The organism is Mesonia mobilis DSM 19841 (assembly GCF_000423405.1).
Taxonomy (GTDB): Bacteria; Bacteroidota; Bacteroidia; order Flavobacteriales; family Flavobacteriaceae; genus Mesonia; species Mesonia mobilis.
In genome coordinates, this window is the sequence record NZ_KE384014.1 from 70,871 (window position 1) to 90,805 (window position 19,935).

Annotated in this window: 17 protein-coding genes; all 17 read right to left on the reverse strand. The window is 36.3% G+C overall.

The window, feature by feature from the left end; translation table 11 throughout:
• Positions 1 to 73: 73 nt before the first annotated feature.
• Positions 74 to 4,405, reverse strand: a complete 4,332-nt coding sequence (locus G551_RS0114810; RefSeq protein WP_027886292.1) for a CusA/CzcA family heavy metal efflux RND transporter — start codon at positions 4,403 to 4,405, stop codon at positions 74 to 76.
• A gap of 254 nt (positions 4,406 to 4,659) precedes the next feature.
• Entirely contained in the window at positions 4,660 to 4,980 is a 321-nt protein-coding gene (locus G551_RS16315) for a DUF6660 family protein (RefSeq protein ID WP_051191430.1), read from the reverse strand.
• Between the two features lie 55 nt (positions 4,981 to 5,035).
• The gene (locus tag G551_RS0114820) at positions 5,036 to 5,500 is read right to left on the reverse strand and encodes a heme-binding domain-containing protein (RefSeq protein ID WP_027886293.1); all 465 of its coding nucleotides are present in this window, start codon (positions 5,498 to 5,500) and stop codon (positions 5,036 to 5,038) included.
• 30 nt (positions 5,501 to 5,530) lie between these two features.
• Positions 5,531 to 6,847, reverse strand: coding sequence for a DUF3570 domain-containing protein (locus tag G551_RS0114825; RefSeq protein ID WP_027886294.1), 1,317 nt, complete (start codon positions 6,845 to 6,847; stop codon positions 5,531 to 5,533).
• A 5-nt stretch (positions 6,848 to 6,852) separates the two neighbouring features.
• Complete coding sequence (locus tag G551_RS0114830) at positions 6,853 to 7,065, reverse strand: DUF4266 domain-containing protein (protein ID WP_027886295.1); 213 nt, start codon at positions 7,063 to 7,065, stop codon at positions 6,853 to 6,855.
• Positions 7,062 to 8,048, reverse strand: coding sequence for an FAD:protein FMN transferase (locus G551_RS0114835; protein ID WP_027886296.1), 987 nt, complete (start codon positions 8,046 to 8,048; stop codon positions 7,062 to 7,064). The genes G551_RS0114830 and G551_RS0114835 overlap by 4 nt, the downstream gene beginning before the upstream one ends.
• Positions 8,048 to 8,485 carry a thioredoxin family protein gene (locus tag G551_RS0114840; RefSeq protein ID WP_027886297.1) on the reverse strand — a complete coding sequence of 146 codons (438 nt, stop codon included), beginning with the start codon at positions 8,483 to 8,485 and terminating at the stop codon, positions 8,048 to 8,050. The genes G551_RS0114835 and G551_RS0114840 overlap by 1 nt, the downstream gene beginning before the upstream one ends.
• Before the next feature lie 75 nt (positions 8,486 to 8,560).
• On the reverse strand, positions 8,561 to 9,934 hold the full coding sequence (locus tag G551_RS0114845) for a sensor histidine kinase (protein WP_027886298.1): 1,374 nt from the start codon (positions 9,932 to 9,934) through the stop codon (positions 8,561 to 8,563).
• Positions 9,931 to 10,599: a response regulator transcription factor gene (locus tag G551_RS0114850; RefSeq protein ID WP_027886299.1), complete on the reverse strand. Its 669-nt coding sequence runs from the start codon at positions 10,597 to 10,599 to the stop codon at positions 9,931 to 9,933. Before G551_RS0114850 ends, G551_RS0114845 begins: the two co-directional genes overlap by 4 nt.
• A 40-nt stretch (positions 10,600 to 10,639) precedes the next feature.
• Positions 10,640 to 11,236, reverse strand: a complete 597-nt coding sequence (locus G551_RS0114855; protein WP_027886300.1) for an HD domain-containing protein — start codon at positions 11,234 to 11,236, stop codon at positions 10,640 to 10,642.
• Between the two features lie 115 nt (positions 11,237 to 11,351).
• Positions 11,352 to 13,007, reverse strand: a complete 1,656-nt coding sequence (locus G551_RS0114860; protein ID WP_027886301.1) for an efflux RND transporter periplasmic adaptor subunit — start codon at positions 13,005 to 13,007, stop codon at positions 11,352 to 11,354.
• A 17-nt stretch (positions 13,008 to 13,024) separates the two neighbouring features.
• Positions 13,025 to 15,745: a heavy metal translocating P-type ATPase gene (locus G551_RS0114865; RefSeq protein ID WP_027886302.1), complete on the reverse strand. Its 2,721-nt coding sequence runs from the start codon at positions 15,743 to 15,745 to the stop codon at positions 13,025 to 13,027.
• Positions 15,746 to 15,814: 69 nt separating this feature from the next.
• A complete protein-coding gene (locus G551_RS0114870) occupies positions 15,815 to 16,375 on the reverse strand; it encodes a helix-turn-helix domain-containing protein (RefSeq protein WP_027886303.1) in 561 nt (186 codons plus the stop codon).
• Positions 16,376 to 16,436: 61 nt separating this feature from the next.
• Entirely contained in the window at positions 16,437 to 16,757 is a 321-nt protein-coding gene (locus G551_RS0114875) for a four-helix bundle copper-binding protein (RefSeq protein ID WP_027886304.1), read from the reverse strand.
• A 95-nt stretch (positions 16,758 to 16,852) separates the two neighbouring features.
• On the reverse strand, positions 16,853 to 18,076 hold the full coding sequence (locus G551_RS0114880; protein ID WP_027886305.1) for a permease: 1,224 nt from the start codon (positions 18,074 to 18,076) through the stop codon (positions 16,853 to 16,855).
• Positions 18,077 to 18,138: 62 nt separating this feature from the next.
• Entirely contained in the window at positions 18,139 to 18,669 is a 531-nt protein-coding gene (locus G551_RS0114885; RefSeq protein ID WP_027886306.1) for a DUF3347 domain-containing protein, read from the reverse strand.
• A gap of 3 nt (positions 18,670 to 18,672) precedes the next feature.
• Entirely contained in the window at positions 18,673 to 19,902 is a 1,230-nt protein-coding gene (locus G551_RS0114890; RefSeq protein WP_027886307.1) for a TolC family protein, read from the reverse strand.
• Between the last annotated feature and the right edge of the window lie 33 nt (positions 19,903 to 19,935).

The following is a 19,935-nucleotide window of genomic DNA, read 5'->3' on the forward strand; positions in this document are numbered from 1 at the left end:
GGAAAATAGACCTACAAGGTGAAAAAAGACCTTGTAGGAGGGATGACGATAATAGGTTGAGTTTGAAATTATATTATTCATTTTCAAAATAAGTTAATTCGAATTTAGCGTTGAGGTAATTGTTGATCGCTTCAATAGCGGCAAGTTCTGTTTCGATCGAATTTCGAAGCATTTGGGTAAAAGCTGTATAATCGATCGCGCCTTCTTTGTATGCCAATAAAGCGCCGTTTTGCTGTTCTTGAGCTAACGGCAAAGCTTCTTGTAAATAGAAATCTTTCGATTTTTTCCATTTCATAAAACCTTGCAAGCTTTGCTGATAATTGATTTTTAATTGTTGCTGAATAAAATCGGCTTCATTCTGAGCGATTTGCTGCTGAATTTGAGCTGTTTTGACGCGTGTTTTCTCGCTTCCCGAAAACAACGGAATCGAAACTCCGGCTTGATACGTATAAAAACCGCTTTGGTTTTGCACTTCTTGAATCCCGTATTGTACATTAAACTTGGGTAATAGATCGGCTTTGGCGGCGCGATAATTAGCTGTAGAAGTTTCTAGTTTTTGCTCAGCAACTTGTAACGCAGGATGATTTTCTAAAGATTGCTCGATGATCAATTCGTCATCTGCCAAAATGAGTTCATCTTTAACGCCAAGAGTATTTTTACTATTCAGCCATAAATTCAGTTTTTGTAGTTCAATTAAATAATCGTCGTAAGCTTGTTCTTTTTTTATGGCAATTTGTAAGGCTTGATTTTTTGCTGAAGAAAATTCAAGTTTCGAAATCGCTTCCACTTCATAATTTAATTCTACCGCTGTTTTAAACTTGCTGTAAATAGAATCTAAGCGTTGGTATAACTGAAGTTTTTGTTTAGCGCTATAGGCCGATGTCCAGGCTTTTTTTACTTCTCGTTCGATTTCAAGTTGAGAAAGCGATAAGGCTTCTTCGGCTAATTTTACTTCAGCATTCATTAATTTTTTCTTGGCTGAAATACCTAACAAATCTATATTTTGTTGCCCAATATTTACCCACGTATAAACGCCTTGATTATCGTTAATTTCTTCTCCGCTTGTGTAAACTTTTGTGGTTCCTAAATCTAAAACATTGGCCTTTTTCGCTTGCTGTTGATTAATTTCTAATTGCTTGTTTTTTAATAACGGATAATTTTCCTCTGCCAGTTGAACGGCTTCATTTATTCCAATTTCTGTGATTCGTTGGTCTTGCGCATTTCCGTTTAATGGAATGAAAAAGAAAATTACAATTCCCGCAATTGCAGTAGTTGTCAAGGATTTTGATGTACGTTCTTTTTTCTTCTCGATCCATTGATAGAGTATAGGAAGTATAAAAAGCGTAAGCAAGGTTGAAGTAATTAAACCACCAATCACTACCGTTGCTAAAGGTCGTTGCACTTCAGCTCCCGAGGATGCAGAAATGGCCATCGGTAAAAACCCTAATACATCGGTAAATGCAGTTAGCATAATAGGACGAACGCGACGTTTAGTCCCTTTTAGAATTCGGTTGGTAAGATTTTTTTCACCTTCTTCTTTCAATTCATTTAAACCATTGATCATTACCAATCCGTTTAAAACTGCCACTCCGAAAAGTACAATGAACCCAACGCCGGCAGAAATACTAAACGGCATATCGCGTAACCAAAGCGCAAAAATACCGCCGATGGTTGCCATTGGGATGGCGAGATAAATCATTAAGGTTTCTGCAAAAGATTTTAAAGCGAAATAAATCAAAATGAAAATTAGCACCAAAGCAATGGGTACAACGGTTTGTAGTCGATTGCTGGCACGTTCAAAATTTTCAAAAGCACCGCCATAGCGAATGTAATAGCCGGCAGGTAATTTAAATTCTTCGTCTAGTTTTTGCTGAATATCTTCTACCACCGATTGTACATCGCGATTTCGAATATTTATCCCAACATAAGTACGCCGGTTGGTATTGTCGCGACTAATTTGCATAGGTCCCGGTTGGTAACTAATATTGGCGATTTCCCGCAGCGGGATTTGATTTCCGTTAGGTAAATCTACATACAGATTTTCTACATTCTGGATGTTTTTTCGTTCACTTTCTGCCAGGCGAACGACCAGATCGTAGCGTTTTTCACCTTCAAAAATAACTCCGGCTTTACCTCCGGCAAATGCTGTTTGAATAAGCGTATTCAGTTTATTAATTTGTAAGCCGTATTGCGCTAGTTTGTTACGATTGTAATTAACGGTGATTTGTGGTAAACCGGTGGTGGCTTCCACTTTCATATCGGCAACGCCATCTACACTCGCTATAATTTTTCCCATTTCTTTGGCTTTGTCTGCCAAAACTTGTAAATCTTCCCCGAAAAGTTTAATGGCAACGTCTTCCCGAACACCCGAAAGTAATTCGTTAAAACGCATTTCGATAGGTTGTGTAAATTCGTAGGAAACGCCGGGAATTACGCTAATATCTTCTTTAATATTAGCGATGAGTTCTTCTTTAGTTGAAGCGGAAGTCCATTCTGATTTTGGCTTCAGGATAATGAATGTATCAGAAATATCCATTGGCATTGGGTCGGTAGGAACATCTGCGACGCCAATACGACTAATTACCGATTTTGCTTCGGGATAATTTGCTTTGATAATTTTTTGAACTTTGGTAGTAGTTTCCATCATTTCTGAAAGGGAACTCCCCGGTTTTAAAATCACGTGAAAAGCAATATCACCTTCATCGAGCTGCGGAATAAATTCACCGCCCATTTTGGTAAAAGTAAAAATGGCTAAAGCCAAAACGAGGATAGAGCTTCCGATGATCCATTTTCCTTTGGAAAGACTTTTTAGCAAAGCTTTTTCATAATTACGTTCTACCCAAAACACAAATTTATCTCCCCAAGAAGGTTTAGATTTTTTCGGAACTCTAATAAATAAAGCCGAAATCATAGGAACGTAAGTTAAACAAAGAATCATCGCGCCGATCATCGCAAAAATAAAGGTGAGCGCCATCGGTCTAAACATTTTGCCTTCAACGCCTTCTAATGCTAGAATCGGAATAAAAACGATCATAATAATGAGTTGTCCAAAAAAGGCTGAATTCATCATTTTTTTAGAAGCTTTCGCAGTAATTTCATTTCGGTTTTCAGAAGTGATTTCTACTTGTTTTTTCTTTACATAAGCATAAAGGAAGAAAACCGTACTTTCTACAATAATCACCGCGCCGTCAACGATAATTCCGAAGTCAATCGCGCCCAAACTCATTAAGTTTGCCCAAACATCAAAGACATTCATCAAAATAAAAGCAAACAATAACGCTAGCGGAATCGTAGAAGCAACGATCAATCCGCCGCGCCAATTCCCTAATAAAAGTACGAGTATGAAAATAACGATAAGTCCGCCTTCGATGAGGTTATTTTTAATTGTTCCGGTGGTTTCAGCAATAAGATCACTTCGGTCTAAAAAAGGTTGAATATGAACACCTTCGGGCAAAGATTTTTCGATTTGCTGCATACGCTCTTTTACGCGAGTAATTACCTCGTTAGAATTTGCGCCTTTCAGCATTAAGATCATTCCGCCAACGGCTTCGCCTTTTCCATCTTTGGTTAAAGCTCCGTAGCGAACGGCATTACCGATTTTTACTTCAGCAACATCTTTAATTTTTATGGGAATTCCGTTTTCATTTTTAATCACCATTTGCCGAATATCGTCGAGGTTCCTTGCCAAACCTTCACCACGAATAAAATTAGCCTGATGATTTTTTTCAATGTAAGCGCCGCCCGTGTTTTGATTATTTTGCTGTAGCGCAGAAAATACTTCAGCAATGCTCATACCGATCGCTTTCAATTCTTCAGGTTGTACGGCGACTTCGTATTGTTTAATCTTTCCGCCAAAGGCATTTACTTCAACCACGCCGGGAACTAAGGACATTTGCCGACGAATGATCCAATCTTGAAAACTACGTAAATCGGTACTCGAATATTCATTTTTATACTCGTCTTCAACTTCTAAAGTATATTGATAAATTTCGCCAAGACCAGTAGAAATTGGTCCCATCGTAGGTTTACCAAAACCTTCGGGAATTTCTTCTTGAACTTCGATTAGTTTTTCGGCTACCAATTGTCGTGGAAGATACGTGCCGGCTTTGTCTTCAAAAACAATGGTGACGACCGATAGGCCGAAACGCGAAACCGATCGAATTTCTTTTACCTGCGGAAGATTACTCATCGCGACCTCAACAGGATAGGTGACAAATTGCTCAATATCTTCGGTGCCTAAATTGGGCGCTTGGGTAATTACTTGTACTTGATTATTGGTAATATCGGGGTTGGCATCGACAGGAACTTGGCGCATACTCCAAATACCAAAACCGATCCACGCGATCATTAGCAAGCCAATGATCATTTTATTGCGTATCGAAAAATCAATGATTTTGTTAATCATGAAAATGTGATGTTTTAATTTTTTACATTAAATAGGAGGGAAGCAATTATTTATTCAATTTGAATACAGGAGTTTCTTCAGACTGAAGTAATTTAACTATATGCCTTTTGTTATCAGATGTTCTATGAAATTCCGAATCAAATCAGGAATGACGAAAAGTAAATACATTTAGCACTTCGACAGGCTCAGTGCGACAAAATCGAATTGAATAATATGCTTCTTTTGAGGAGGTTTTTCAGTGAATTACTGAAAAATTATGCGTGGCGTGGAAGTTGTAAAATACGGTTTTGAATTTCTTTACCGGTATTTTCAAAAAGGAGAAAAGTTGCTGTAGAAATTTCTGGGGTGATCATTTTAAATTCAGAAAGCTGTACGTCGATCACGTGAATATGACAGCAATGGCATTGACAAAAAGGCGAACATAGATCTGATGAATGTTCGTGATCTTGATGCCCGTCTTCTGAAGATGTTAGATGAATACCACTTTGCTCTTCTAAATCTGCCACATTATCGTTGCAGGGCATAAAATTAAGCCCAAAAATGTAGATCGCTAATATGGCGGTAATGATTTTCATGGATTTCAAATATATAAAAAATCTTGTAGGTGGACTCGGTAAGGATGAAGAAGTATTAGTCATTTTCTAATGCTTTATTGATCCAATTTTTTAAAGTTTTAACCTCAGCAAGCGAAAGATTTGCATCTTGGTGTAATAACAAATATGATTTTAGAGGCATTTCTTTAGCTTCAACTTCTTCTAAAATTTCTTTAAGAGCGTGCTGTTTTTTTTGATGTGAAAGTTTTCCCCATTCAGAAAAATTAAGATGTTTTTTTCCATCTTCTACGTGTTCGGCTAAATAATAGTTAACAAGAGTGATTTTATCATACCAAGGATATGATGTATTGTTAAAATGACAATCGTAACAAGAAGTTTTTAGAATACTCATGACTTCAGCAGGAACATTTTCGACTTTTGCAATATCAGTATCAGGGACTTGTTGATAAGTGTTTTCTTCCGGACCAAAAAACTGAGCAATAATAAACACTGCAATTAATATAATTAGAATGATATTGAAGGTCTTTTTTCTTGAAGCCATTTTCTGTTGTTTTACAATTTAATGAATTCTCTAATATACTATGAAATTGAAACCGCCTGATATAATATTTGCATTTAAACCAGTATTACGCTCGTAATAGTGGTAATTAAGGTCGATACTTTTTAAGGCTAACTTCCAAAGATGAAAGCCGGTAAAAATATCTGTATATGTCACACCTAAACCATATTGATTGGCTGTGAATTTAGATAAGTCGTAATCTGAGGTATAAAATTGATCTGTAGATAAATGTTGCTCGTAAGGAGCAAAATAATCTGCTGCCGATTGAGAATAAAATCTGTAAGACGGAATTATTGTAAATTTACTACTAATTTTTGTGGGTATTTCAATTTTTGCGGTATGTGAGGTAATACCCCAATCGTCGTTGTAAAAACGATAATAAGTTCTGAATACAAAAGTTTCGTTGAGGTAATAGTTTAACCTGCCGCCAAGCGCTAGTTTAAAACGAGTATCGGGTAAAAGCTCATTAGCGTCTGCAAGCTGAAAATTCTCAATAAACGAATCTTCAACATCGGCGAAATAAACTCGCTGAAATGGAGTAGAAAGTAAACCTTGTTGCTGCACAACATCTACTAATAAACTTCCTTGCGCACGTTTAGAGAGAATTTGTGAAAAGCTTAAACCTAAGGAATAAGAGTTTCTACTTTCATCTGAAAATTCATTGAAAATAGGCGCATAATTAGTGTTGCCGGTAATTGTATGAGCATTGAATAAATTACTGTTTAAACCGCTTCCGTTTTCTGAAAATGGGCGTAATTCATAAGGATAAATAGAATTCCACGTATCTAAATACACATTGACATTGACAGAGATTTCTGTATTTTTCTCATTGAAAAGTTGCGTGTAGCTTCCGCCAAAACCTAAAGAGAAATAATCATATTCTGAAGAAACTGAAAGTTTTGTGCTCCAAATTTTATTGCGATCATCAGAATTATGAGTAAAAGTTCCCGTTAAGTTTGTCCACATATCGCTAGAAGAAGCTCCGGTACTTTCTACAAAAGGATCTGCAGGTTGATTGCCGTCAAACGGATTAATATTACTGGAAGAAGCAGAAGTATAAGCAGAAACTCCGCCATCTATCGTCAATACATCATCATCGTTTAAAGGAATAGAAACGACAATGGTTGGTGTCACATCGGTTAATTTTTCTGTACCAATTCCGCCAGAAACTGCCGCATTATTACCGTCTTGCGTGTAGTAACTCGCCAGAAAATCTACTTCAGTAGTTTCTAAAACTCTTTTTTTGTAGGTTGCTACAGAATCTGTTGCTTGTTGTGCAAAACCTGCAAAACCAAAAAGTGATACTATGATAAATGTTATTTGCTTCATAACTTTTAATTACAACCGCAACCACCGCCGGTTTTTCCGCCATTAGCTCCCGCTGCAGCTTCACGATAAGCTTGGAAATTAGTTTCGAATCGATCTGATTTTTTGGTTTTTCCCAACATCATTTGCGGGTCGTTGAGGTAAACCTTTTCGTATTCTTTTACTACCGTACAAGAACTCGCTCCGGCAATAAGTAGCGTGATGACTATAAATTTTTTCATGACTTTGTGTTTATTTCTATATTAGACGAGGTGAAAATATTTCCCTGATCGTCGATAAGAATACATTCTACTTTAGGTAATTGATTAATTCTATTTAAGCCTACTTCTTTTCCCATCACAAAAATGGAGGTCGCTAAAGCGTCTGCCAATTCTGCTTTTGGAGCAAAAACAGTTGCACTTATAATTCCGCTTGAAGGGTAACCGGTTCTTGGGTCGATAATGTGCGTATATCTTTTTCCGTTGAAATTGACATACTTTTCGTAATTACCAGAAGTCACGACGGCTTCATTGTTAAGCGGTAAAAGAGCAAAGGCTTTATTTTTATTCATCGGGTTGGTAATGGCTACTTTCCAAGATTCACCATTGGGTTGCTTTCCCCAAGTATTCATATCTCCAGAAGCATTGATAATACCGGCAACAACTCCTTTACTAATCAACAAATTTTTGGCTTTATCTGCTGCATAACCTTTACCAATGCCGCCAAAACCAATTTTCATTCCTTCTAGTTTTAGAAAAACAGTCGATTTTTCTTCATCGATCACAATATTTTGAAAGCCAACTTTACTTACCGAATTTTTAATTGCTTCATCAGAAGGCATCTGCTTCATACTTCCGTCAAATTTCCAGATTTTATCCATCGAGGCGTAACTTATATCGAAAGCTCCATCGGTTAATTGAGAAATTTTTTTGGCACGTTTAATAAGCTTAATTAATTCTGAATTTACTTTTACGGCTTGCAAACCAGCATTTTTATTAATGGCCGAAGTTTGAGAGTCGGGATCCCAAGAAGAAATGAGTTTTTCTATTCTTGAAATTTCTTTAACGGCTAAATCTATATGTTTATGAGCTTCAACAGAATCTTGTGCAACTACAGTAATATCAAAACGGCTGCCCATTAATTTGAGCGTTCGCTTGTATATTTGTTGCGAAAAGGCTTGTACACCAATACTTAGAAAGATGAAGAGAAACAGTTTTTTCAGCATTATTTTAAGAAAGAGTTGAGGTGATCTATATATTCTTTCGGACTCATATTTTTATATCCGGTTTGCCCTAACACTTTTCCTGTTTTGTCTAAAATCACTACAAAAGGGAAGTAACCGTTAGGATTATATTTTTCTGCCAGCTGATCGTTTTTTGCTTGTTGATCTTTTGGTAAAGCATTTTTACTGCGCTTAGGGAAGTCTGCCTGAAGCATTACGAAATGATTTTCAGCATAATTTTTAAACTTAGTTGTACTCCAAACATTACGATCTAATTTTATACAAGGCGCGCACCAATCTGATCCTTGAAAAACAAGAATAATTGGAAGATCTTTTTCGGCTGAATTTTTTTGAGCTTCTTTAAAATCTAATTTCCAGTCTTGTGCGAAAGAGCAAAAACTTAAGAGTAGAAAGCTGATAATGATGATCTTATTCTTCATTTCTTTTTTATTTTAAAAGTACGAAGAATACGTAATGAAGTGTTTTTTCTTTCCTTAAGATTCGCTTAAGATTTTTTAAGCTTCTTTTTTAATTAGTACGAGAACACCGGTTCCCTGTGTCGGCTTACTCTTAATTTCAATTGTTGCATTAATTGCTTCTGCGGCTTTTTTTACGATCGAAAGTCCTAAACCTGTCCCGTTAATTTTTAGGTTTTTTGTGTTTTGCGTTCGGTAAAAAGGTTTAAAAATCTTGGCTTGATCTTCTAAAGCAATCGCTTCACCATAATTGGTGATTTTAAGTTGTATCGCAGAAGGTTTTTCTTCTACAGAAATTTTAATCGTTTCATCTTTAAAAGAATATTTAATAGCATTTGAAAGTAGATTTTCAATTATAATAGAAGTGTAGTATTTAGGTACTTCTGCAGATTTTTCTAACTGATTGGTAAATTCTATTTTTAAATTTCGGGCAGAGATTTGATGCTTGTTTCTTTGTAAGGCTTCATCTAATAAAATAATTAAATCTGCTTTTTCTGCGGTTGTTTTTTGTTTATCGAAACGAGCAAGAAACAAAAGTTGCTCTACCATTTTAGAAAGGCGATCTATTTCTTTTAGAGCATTGTTGATTTTTAATTCGTACTCTTCCGGATTTCGCACTTTTCTAATAAGTACTTCTAAATTTCCGCGTAAAGCAGCTAAAGGCGTTCGCAACTCGTGAGAAGCATCTGAGGTAAATTGACGTTCCCGCTCCAAGGCTTCTTCAATTCTTTTTAAAAGAGAATTAATCGATGTCGAAAGTTTGTACAATTCATCTTTATTTTCGGGTAAGTTTACTCGTTCTTGTAGGTTATTTTGATTGATTCTCTCCGTAATCTGGGTAATGTCTTTAATAGGGGCAATGCTCCTTCCCGCTAAAAACCTAGAGATAAAAAAGAGGACAATCACTATAATTGGATAGGAAATTAGAAGTATAACCCATAGTTGGTCGATAATTTTTTGAGAAGCTTCAAAAGACATTGCCGTAATAATATAACCGCTAAGCTTACCATTCACTTTTACAGGTTCTTGTACTTGGCGGATTAAGCGATTATTGAATACGGTATTAAAATGCAAGTGGTCTTCTTTTTCAGGAAAGAATTGAAGTCGGTCTGCATTGAGGTTAGGCGATTTATCGGTAATTTTTCCTTCAGAATTGATAATCTGAACAAATACCGGATTTACTTCCACTTCTTCATGTTCGCGTTCTTCCCATTCCTCGCGGTTAGAAAAGACCATATTCTCTAAATCGAGTTCCTCTAAATGGATTTCAGATTCGTAATTAAGGTCGCTATCCAAACTTTCATAGATTGTAGCCTTTAAAGAGATGAAAACTACTGCGAATACCACCGCTACTACAATTCCTGTAGCAAAAAAATAGTTGAGTGCAATTCTGGTTTTAAAATTAAGTTTCATTCTTCTTTGGCCATATAACCAACACCTCGTATGGTTTGAATATAGTTTTCTTCAGTCGATAAATTTAGCTTTTTTCTCAAAGCATTTATAAAAACATCGATTACTCCAGAATCATAGTCAAAATTAATATCCCAAACGTTTTCCAGTATTCTTTTACGGGTACAAACTTGCTCTTTATGCTTTAAAAGATATTCTAGAAGTGCGAATTCTTTTTGGGTAAGTTTTATTTCTTCTTCATTTTTAAAAACTTGATGAGTAGAAGGGTTAAGCTGAATTGTTCCTAGTTGATAAGTAAAACTTTCATCGGTTTTTGAACGTAACTGAACTTTAATCCGTTCTAATAATTCAGCAAAATGGAAAGGTTTTTTAATATAATCGTTAGCTCCCGACTGTAAACCTTCAATGGTTTCTTCAATCGTATCTTTTGCCGTTAAGAAGATAATTGGAGTAGTGGTGTCTTGTTTTCTAATTTCTTTACAAACTTCAATTCCCGGTAATTCCGGTAACATCCAATCTAAAATAATTAAATCAAAAGATTGTTGTAAAGCATGTTGAAGTCCTTCTTTTCCTTTAGTAAATGAACTAACTTCATAAGATTCTTCCTCTAAACCTTGTTGAAGAAAATCTATAATACTTTGTTCATCTTCAATGATTAAAATATGCATCATGAAGTTGTTATCCTTTTAATCATAAAGAACATACTTTCTAATAAAGCTCTGAAAATTGTTGTTTTAATTCTTTAAGGTTAATTTCTTTTTGAGGCTGAAGCACTTTTTTTCCGTAGGAAGTAAAATAACGGTGACATTCTAAAAATTCAATATTTAATTTGACCCATTCTCTATTGCTAAAACACATTTTTAAGTGTTCACTCCATTCTTCCCGAAGTAACCTGTTTTTAGAAATGAAGTTTTCTTTACCTAAATGCGCCAAATCTGCATCGCAAATCACTTGTTCTAAGAGATTGGAAGGCGATTGCGGCATTTTAGTAGCTAGAATACATTTTACTACCTGTTCAATTTTTTCTTTATCAAAATTTAATTGAGTAAGATAATCAGAAGCCTTTCGGGCACTAATATCCTCATGTCCTTTAAAACAATCACTATTACCAGTATCGTGAAATAACGCTGCTAGCAGAACAATTTCAAGTTCCTCTTGAGATAAGTTAACGTATGTACCAATCTTCTTTGCGCTGGCAAATACTTCTTTGGTGTGCTCCCCATTATGAAAAGCCAATTCACTACACCTACTTTGTGAAAGTAATTGTTGGCAGTGTTCTTTGGTTTTTTCCAGTAAAGTATTCATTATAGTTACATTAATTTTAAAAGTAACTTTATATCATGCAAATTATTTTTATTGGTATTTCTATAAGGTTAAACTAAATTAATAAAAAAATATTGTTTAAGCTGTTAATGAGATTCTAATTAATTACATCAATAACACTGCCACAACCTAACATTGAAGCACCGTAATAGGGATTTTTAATTTCTTCTTCCAAGCTTAACCATTTGGCTCCCTGATTGTTATTGGCCATTGGGCATTTTTGAACAAACAATTTTTGTGAAGTTTCAATTTGTTTAGAAATGCTAATAATTTCTTCTGAAAGTGAAATGAAATACTCACGTTGCACTTCAATTTGATCAGCCTTGCTAATATTTGAAAAACCATCTTTTAAAGAATTAATTTTTGCTGAAGTTTCTTCTTCGGAAGTAGTTATAGCTTGCAATTGCGTTAAAGCTTTTTGAGCTGAATTTTTTGAAGCTTCCGCATTATCATTCACCAAATCATTTTTTAGCTGAAGGTAATTTTTTATAACTTCTCTAAACTGTTCTTGTATTTCTGTTGAAAGCTCAAGCAAATTATTTTCTGAAGTCATCATCGACTTTTTTCCTTGCAATTGTGCTGCGGCATCAACGGTAAAAGTTCCGTTTGTCACGATTTCGTCACCTTTTTGTAAACCGCTTAAAATGGAATATTTATTTCCGTTTTCTGCACCAAGTTTCACCTCGCGCATTTCAAAAGTAGGCGGATTATCATTGGTTTTTAAATACACTAAAGAACGTTCTCCCGTCCACATAACTGAAGATTTTGGAATACTAATGCTTTTCGAGTTTTTACTTTCACTTTTCACCTTTGCCGTCACAAACATTCCCGGTTTTAGAAGATTGTTTTTGTTAGTTAACTCCGCGCGAACCGTTACTGTTCTTGTGGAAGAATTTAGAACCGGATCGATAAAATTAATTTCAGCTTCAAAACTTTTATCAGGATAAGCCTCGGTGTTGATATTAATTTTTTGACCTTCCTTTAAACTTTTAATTTCATTTTCATACGCATCAAATTCTGCCCAAACTGTAGAGAGATTAGCCACTTTAAAAATAGGTTTGCCATCCATAATATGAGCACCTTCGTTTACTTCAATAGAAGTTACGATTCCTGAAACATGGGCATAAATAGTGATATTGGTTTGTGGCTTTCCAGTTTCTTCAATTTGTTGTAATTGTTGCTCGCTAATTCGCCAATTCTTAAATTTATTGCGTACCGCTTGATACAATCTTGGTTGCGATTTTCTTTTTTGATAAGCGCTGATCAATTCTTGTTGAGCAGCGACTAGATCTGGCGAATAAATACTCGCGATCGCTTGCCCCATCTGTACTTTTTCTCCTAAAGATTTTACGTAGAGTTTTTCAATTCTTCCATTAAAATGCGCCGGTTGCGTAGCGGTTTCATCTTCATTTGCGGTAATTTCTCCAGAAAGTTGTAAACTGCCGTTATCGTTTTGAGATTCGCCCACGATTGTCGTTTCAATATTAGCAAGTGCCATCGCGTTGAGCGTCATCGTAAATTCATTTTCAGCTAAATTACTTCCGGCAGTTTCTTTTGGGATAAGTTCCATTCCGCAAATAGGGCAATCGCCGGGTTCTTGACGTTCAACTTGCGGATGCATCGAACACGTCCAAATTTGGTTTTCTTCGGTTTGGGTGTGCTGCTGTTTTTCTTCAGAAGAAGAATAAAAAAACAGATAGCCTAGAAAAATTCCGCCTATCAATAAAAGCAAGTAAATCAGGTATTTTTTCATTTTATATGGTTAAAATGTTAATCAATTTTGGTCGCTCGTAAGCGCAGCGCGTTTGTAATTACAGAAACTGAACTAAAACTCATCGCTAAAGCGGCGATCATTGGAGAGAGTAAAATCCCGAAAAACGGAAATAAAATTCCCGCCGCGATCGGTACGCCAACACTGTTATAAATAAGCGCGAAAAATAGGTTTTGTTTAATATTTTTCATCACTTTGTCGCTTAGGTTGAGCGCTTTTACAATGCCGTGTAAATCGCCTTTTACTAAGGTAACTTCTGCACTTTCGATCGCAACATCGGTTCCCGTTCCCATAGCGATTCCTATATTACTTTGGGCGAGGGCAGGAGCATCGTTAATTCCGTCGCCGGCCATGGCAACTTGTTTTCCTTCATTTTGTAAACGTTCTACTTCCTGTTGCTTGCCATCGGGAAGCATATTCGCTTTAAAATGATCGAGTCCTATTTCTTTGGCAACTGCTTCAGCGGTTTGTTCGTTATCACCGGTAAGCATCATTACTTCAATTCCTTTTTCGTGAAGTTTAGCAATTGCTTTTTTTGCGCTTTTTTTAATGGGATCGCCGATTACCACATAACCTAAAGCTTCGTTTTGATTAGCGAGGTAAGAAACGGTTTTTCCTTTTTCTTGCTGTTGAAGGATTTCTTGCTGAAGATTTTTATCAATATCAATTGAATTTTCTTCCATCAGACGTTTATTTCCTAAGAAATAAGTTTCATTTTCTAATTTTCCCTGAACCCCTTTGCCGGTGATTGATTTAAAATCTTGCGTGGGTTGAAGCTGAATATCTTTCTCTTTCGCAAAGTTAAGTGTGGCTTTTGCTAACGGATGTTCACTATATTGATTTAATGAAGCGATAAGTTGAAGCACTTTTTCTTCGGAAATAGTTTTAGAAAACCCTATTTTTTCAACTTGGGGTTTACCTTCAGTGAGCGTTCCGGTTTTATCTACGATAAGCGTATCGATTTTATTGAGTTTTTCGAGCGCTTCCGCATTTTTAATAAGCACTCCATTTTGCGCGCCTTTTCCTACGCCGACCATTACCGACATTGGCGTGGCTAAACCTAACGCACAAGGACAAGCGATAATTAATACGGCGACTGCATTTACAAAAGCATACACATAAGCAGGACTTGGGCCTACTAATGCCCAAATGATAAAAGTAATGATCGAAACGCCTACTACGATCGGCACAAAATAAGCAGAAATTTTATCGGCTAATTTCTGAATTGGCGCTTGGCTTCGGCTAGCTTTATTCACCATTTCGATAATTTGCGAAAGCAAGGTTTCGTCACCAACTTTTTCTGCTTTCATCAAAAAGCTTTGTTGCCCATTAATGGTTCCAGAACTTACTTTGTCGTCTTTATTTTTTTCTACAGGAATGGGTTCCCCGGTGATCATCGATTCGTCAATAGAACTTGAACCTTCGGTAATTATACCATCTACCGGAATTTTCTCTCCGGGTTTTACGCGCAAAATATCACCGACTTCAATTTGATCGACCGCAATTTTTTCTTCTTTGCCATCGACCACTTTTGTGGCTTCATTCGGGCTTAATTTAATCAACTCTTTTACGGCAGAATTGGTTTTGCTATGTGCTCGCGCTTCCATCACTTGACCTAATAGTACTAAAGTGAGAATCACCGTTGCGGCTTCAAAATAAACGTGTACCGTTCCGCTTTCGGTTTTAAATTGTGGCGGAAAAAGATTAGGGAACAACAAAGCGACGACACTAAAAATCCACGCGACTCCGGCGCCAATCCCAATAAGCGTGAACATATTGAGGTTCCAGGTTTTGATAGATTTATAGGCGCGTTCAAAAAACATCCAAGCGGCATAAAACACTACCGGAATCGATAAACCTAACTGAATCCAATTCCAATACTTCAACGCTAAAATGTCATAAAGCGGATTATCGTTGAGCATTTCTGACATCGAAATGATAAATACCGGCAAGGTGAACGCAAAAGCCAACCAGAATTTTTTACGTAGTTGGCGGTAATTTTTTTCTTCTGCAGAAAGATCGGGTTCTTTGGGCACGAGATCCATTCCGCATTTTGGGCAATCACCGGGCGCATCTTCAACTACTTCAGGATGCATTGGGCAAGTATATTGTGTTCCTGTTGGTTTTGTAGAAACTTCTTCTACCAAATCCATTCCGCAAACCGGGCAATCACCGGGCTGATCGTATGTTTTTTCGCCTTCGCAATGCATCGGGCAGTAATAAACCCCCGTACCATTTTTAGGCGTTTTTTTTTGTTTTTCTTGTGGTTGAACTTCTTCTTCAGAAGCATGAATAGAATAACTTCCGCCGTCATTTTTTAAAGCTTCTTGAAATGTTTCAAGCGGAATGTGTTTTTCCATTTCAACTTCAGCTTTCGAATTTGCCAGATCGACTTCAACATTTTTAACTCCGCTAACTTTGGCTAAGGTTTGTTGCACGTGGTTTTGGCAACCCGAGCAAGACATTCCGTGAATATGATACGTATGTTTCATGGTATTGGAATGTTCTTGAGGATGATGAATAGAATAGTTTCCGCCGTCATTTTCGAGAGCTTCTTGAAATGTCTCAAGCGAAATGTGCTGTTCCATTTCAATTTCAGCTTTCGAATTTGCCAGATCGACTTCAACATTTTTAACTCCGCTAACTTTGGCTAAGGTTTGTTGCACGTGGTTTTGGCAACCCGAGCAAGACATCCCGTTTATATGATAAGTGTGTTTCATTTTTTTATACTTTATCTACCAAAATTAAAGCGTTTTTTGCGTTTCGATTTACAGAATTACCGATAGAATTTACACAATTTTATCGAGTGGAATTCGGTTCCAATCCTGACTGTTTTTGTATTCGCTCATCGTCATTCCCGTTAGATTTTTAAACTGATTAGAAAGATGATTAATAGAATTGTAATTGAGTTGATAAGCGATTTCTGAAAACGAAAGTTTATTCATCTGTATGAATTCTTTTACTTTTTCGATTTTGAGTTTGATAAAGAATTTTTCAATGGTTTGTCCTTCAATTTTTTTGAAAGTCTTGCTCAATAAACTGTAATCTTTATGAAGTCGATTGGCTAAATAGCTCGAACTATTTTCTTCAGAATTGTTGTTTTCTATAAGATGAATTAATTCAACTTTAATCGCCTCGGTAAGTTGAATTTCGGGATGTTGCATTAACTCAAAACCATTTTTTTGTAAGGCTTTACTGAATTTTTTCTCATCAAAATTTTGAGGAATATTCAGTACAACTTTTCCTAATTGAAGCTCTTCTGTTGTTGCCTGAACACCTTCAGCAATTTGTTGTACCACCATTTTGCAACGGTCGCAAACCATATTTTTGATGTAGAATTCTTTTTTCATATTAAAAAATAAACCCGGAAAATTAATTCCGGGTTTGTAAAGCGTTATTTCAACTGTGATATTATGCTAAATAACTTTCACATTCTTTAGCACAGTTATTACAGGCTTCTGCGCATTTTTTACAGTGGTCTGCTTCATGCTTTCCACATTCTTCGGCACAGGCCTTACAAACTTTTAAACAGTATTTTACAAGAGCGTCAACGTCGCCATAAGACGTTAATAAAACATTTTTTAATGCTTCACATACTTCAGCACAAACGCTATCGGTTTGAATACATTTGGCCATTTTTTGTACGTTATCTTCACTTAAGCAAGCATCGGCACAATAATTACAATGGTTTACACAGTTGGTTAGCGCGTTGATTAATCTTTCATTTTTCATAGGTATAGTTTTTTTATTAGTTCAATTCGAAATTAAACAAAATAAGAGCTACTATCCCTTAACAACCCGTTAAACGTTTGTTAATGCATTTATAATTAGTTGATTAAATATTTAACCACCATTCCGCCGGCCAACCAAACGTAGCAAACCAAAGCTGCGTATTTTAAAACGCTTTCTAAGAGTTTGCTTTTAGGCGCCATTTCTTTCATATACATTAAATCTTTCTTTTTGAAAAAGCCTAGATAAATAAGGTAACCCGAAGTGGCGATAAATGCTAAATTGAGGAAAAATGTATAATCGATTTTAAAAAATTCTTGCTCCTGAATATTTACTTGCGAAGCATCGGGAATAATATTGAATAACTCAAAACCGTAATGCAAGGCTAGCGAAGTGCCCACCAAAGCGGTAAATAGTAAGAACAAGATGAAAAGCGACATTTTCCAACCGTAATATTTGGCGTTAATTCTTAACACGGGAAAAACCACCAAATCGCTAAAAATAAACGCCATTACTCCGGCAAAACTTACGCCTTTGCCAAAAAGCAATGCAGCTAACGGAATATTACCCATCGAACCAATAAACGTGAGAAAAGCGGTAACCGGACCCACGATAATGTGTTCTAAAATGGTAAAAAAGCCAAAGTCAGTATTTCCGTCACCGGTATTGATAAATAGTGTTTCGAAGAAAGAATCGGGCACAAAAGCTGCAACAATACCGGCGATGGTAAAACCAACGGTCACATCTTTCCAGACCATTTTCCATTCCATTCCGTATTGTTTGGCAACTTTGGCCCAGCTTTCTTCAGATTTAATTTTCTTCTTCCAAGATTTTGAAGAATCGTCGTCATCCTCATCTTTTTCAGAAAGATTTTTTCGGGCTTTTTGAATCAGCTTTTTCGGATTAATGAGTCGAATTAGTAACCACGAAATAAGAATAAGTAAAATTCCGCCTACATATTCGCCCACTACAAATTGCCAACCTAAAAAGATGGAAATGATGATCCCAAGCTCGATCACCAAATTGGTCGATGCCAGTAAAAAAGCGATCGAAGCCACAAAACTAGCACCTTTTTTAAAGAGCGATTTGGTAGAGGCTAATGCAGCAAAACTACACGAGCTACTAATGAACCCAAAAAAGGTACCTAGTAAAACTGCTTTTCGTTGATCTTTGCCCATTGCGTTTTGCATCTTTTTTTCAGTCACAAAAACCTGAATCATACTGCTAATGAGGTAACCTAATGCAAATGCCCAAACGGCCATCCAAAAGAAACCGAGTGTGGTATTGGCAGCTTCACCCCATTGTTCTAAAAATTTATTCATCATTACATTTTTGGTTTAAATTCAAGTTACGCAGGCAAAATGGTCAACAAAAAGTTTTAAAATTACTTTATGATTCCTTCAACTTTTCCGCAATGCAACATTTTATCTCCGAAATACGGATTCATAATTTCTTCTTCTGTAGAAAACCAAAAAGCGCCTTTACCGTCAAAAGCCATTGGGCAATGCTGTTGGTATAATTTGCCGCTGGTAATCGTTTCAGCAAAAGTAGGTTCTAACATTTGAGAAAGTTGAAAGAAAGCATTACGCTGGTTTTCGATATTGTCTTCGTTATTAGCAATTTCTTCAGCCTTATTTTTCTTTTCTTCATCACTGAATTTTTTCATCATAATTTCAGCAATTTTTTTGGCTCCGTAGCTGTCTTCTTGTACCAATTTGTCTTTTAGATCTAGGTATAAACGAGCGATTTGGTATTGCTCATCAGAATTAAATGCCAGTGGCAAATCTTCGGTATTTGCTTCTTTTGTCTGTTCGGTTCTTTCTTCGGCAGTTGCTTCTTCGTTAGATTTTGCATCGTTTTTACAAGCCGTTAAGCTTAATGCCAAAAGGCTTACACATAAAATTGTACGTTTCATAATTTAGTTACTTAAATAATTAATAATTGCAGTTTGTAAATAATAGTTTTTAATGGCTTCAACTTGTTTAAGTTGAAACTTAAGTTGTAATTCTTGAATGTCTAATACGTCCTGAAAATCTAATTGATCGGTTTCGTATTGTTTTAATAAAATCTCTTCGGCATCTTTTGCCTGTTCGATATTTTTTTGTTGAGTTTGATAACTTATTCTGGCTGAAATTCGTTGCTGAAGTGCTTCTTTTAAGCGAGAATCTAACTCGTTTTTTCGATTTTCTTTTTGTGCTTTGAGTTCGTTTTGCTGAATGTCTAATTGACGCTCGACCGATTTATATTTATTGTTGAAAATGGGAATGGAAACCGAAAGCATCGGCATAAAAATATCTTTACCATTATCACTGAAGTTCATATTCGGGCGTTCTTCTACTGCTATATAATCTAGTCCGATCCCTACGCTTGGTAAAGCTTCTGCTTGATTAAGTACAGTAGATTTTTTGATCGAAAGAAATAATTGATCGTATTTCTCTAACTCCGGATGCAATTCTAGGTCTTCGAGTGTGAGCATAGGTTCTTCTGCCGGAATCGTGATCGAATCTTCTACCATAATCGGTTGCTCTTCTTGATGGAGTAGGTTGTTGAATTTACTTTCCATCGCTAATTCGTCACCCATTAACAATTCACGCTGTTCACTAATTTCATTCTGTCGAATTTGCAATTTCAACACATCGACCGATGAGGCTTTATCAACTTCTACCGCATTTAAAGCTAAATCTTCATAAGTGTTGAGAAGTTCTAAATTTTGCTGAAGAATTTCCTGCTTGGTTTTTAGCGCATAAAGTTGATAATAGGTTTGCGTCACTTGCATCGCGAGTTGGCGTTTAGCGATCACGATATCTACATAAGCCGCATCTGCGAGTGAAGAACTGTAATTTTCTCGTGCCGTGATGGTACCAAACCAAGGCATCATTTGCCGAACAGAAATTTTTGCTTTTTGCGCTCCGGTTCGCGTTTCGGGTTCGCTTACAAAATAACCGGCGCCAATTTCTGTATTGGGTAGCGTATTGGCGGCATTTACTTTTTCTTTGGCTACTTCGTATTGCAATTCTATAGCTTCTACCTGCGGACTATTTTCTGTCGCTTGCTGAATATAATTTTCTAACAACTGCGCATTGGCATTCCACCCAAAAAAGAGTAGGACAAATATGCAAATCACTCTTTGAAAATGTTGAATTTTCATAGTTTTGAAGTTGTGAAACGCGTTCAGTATAAC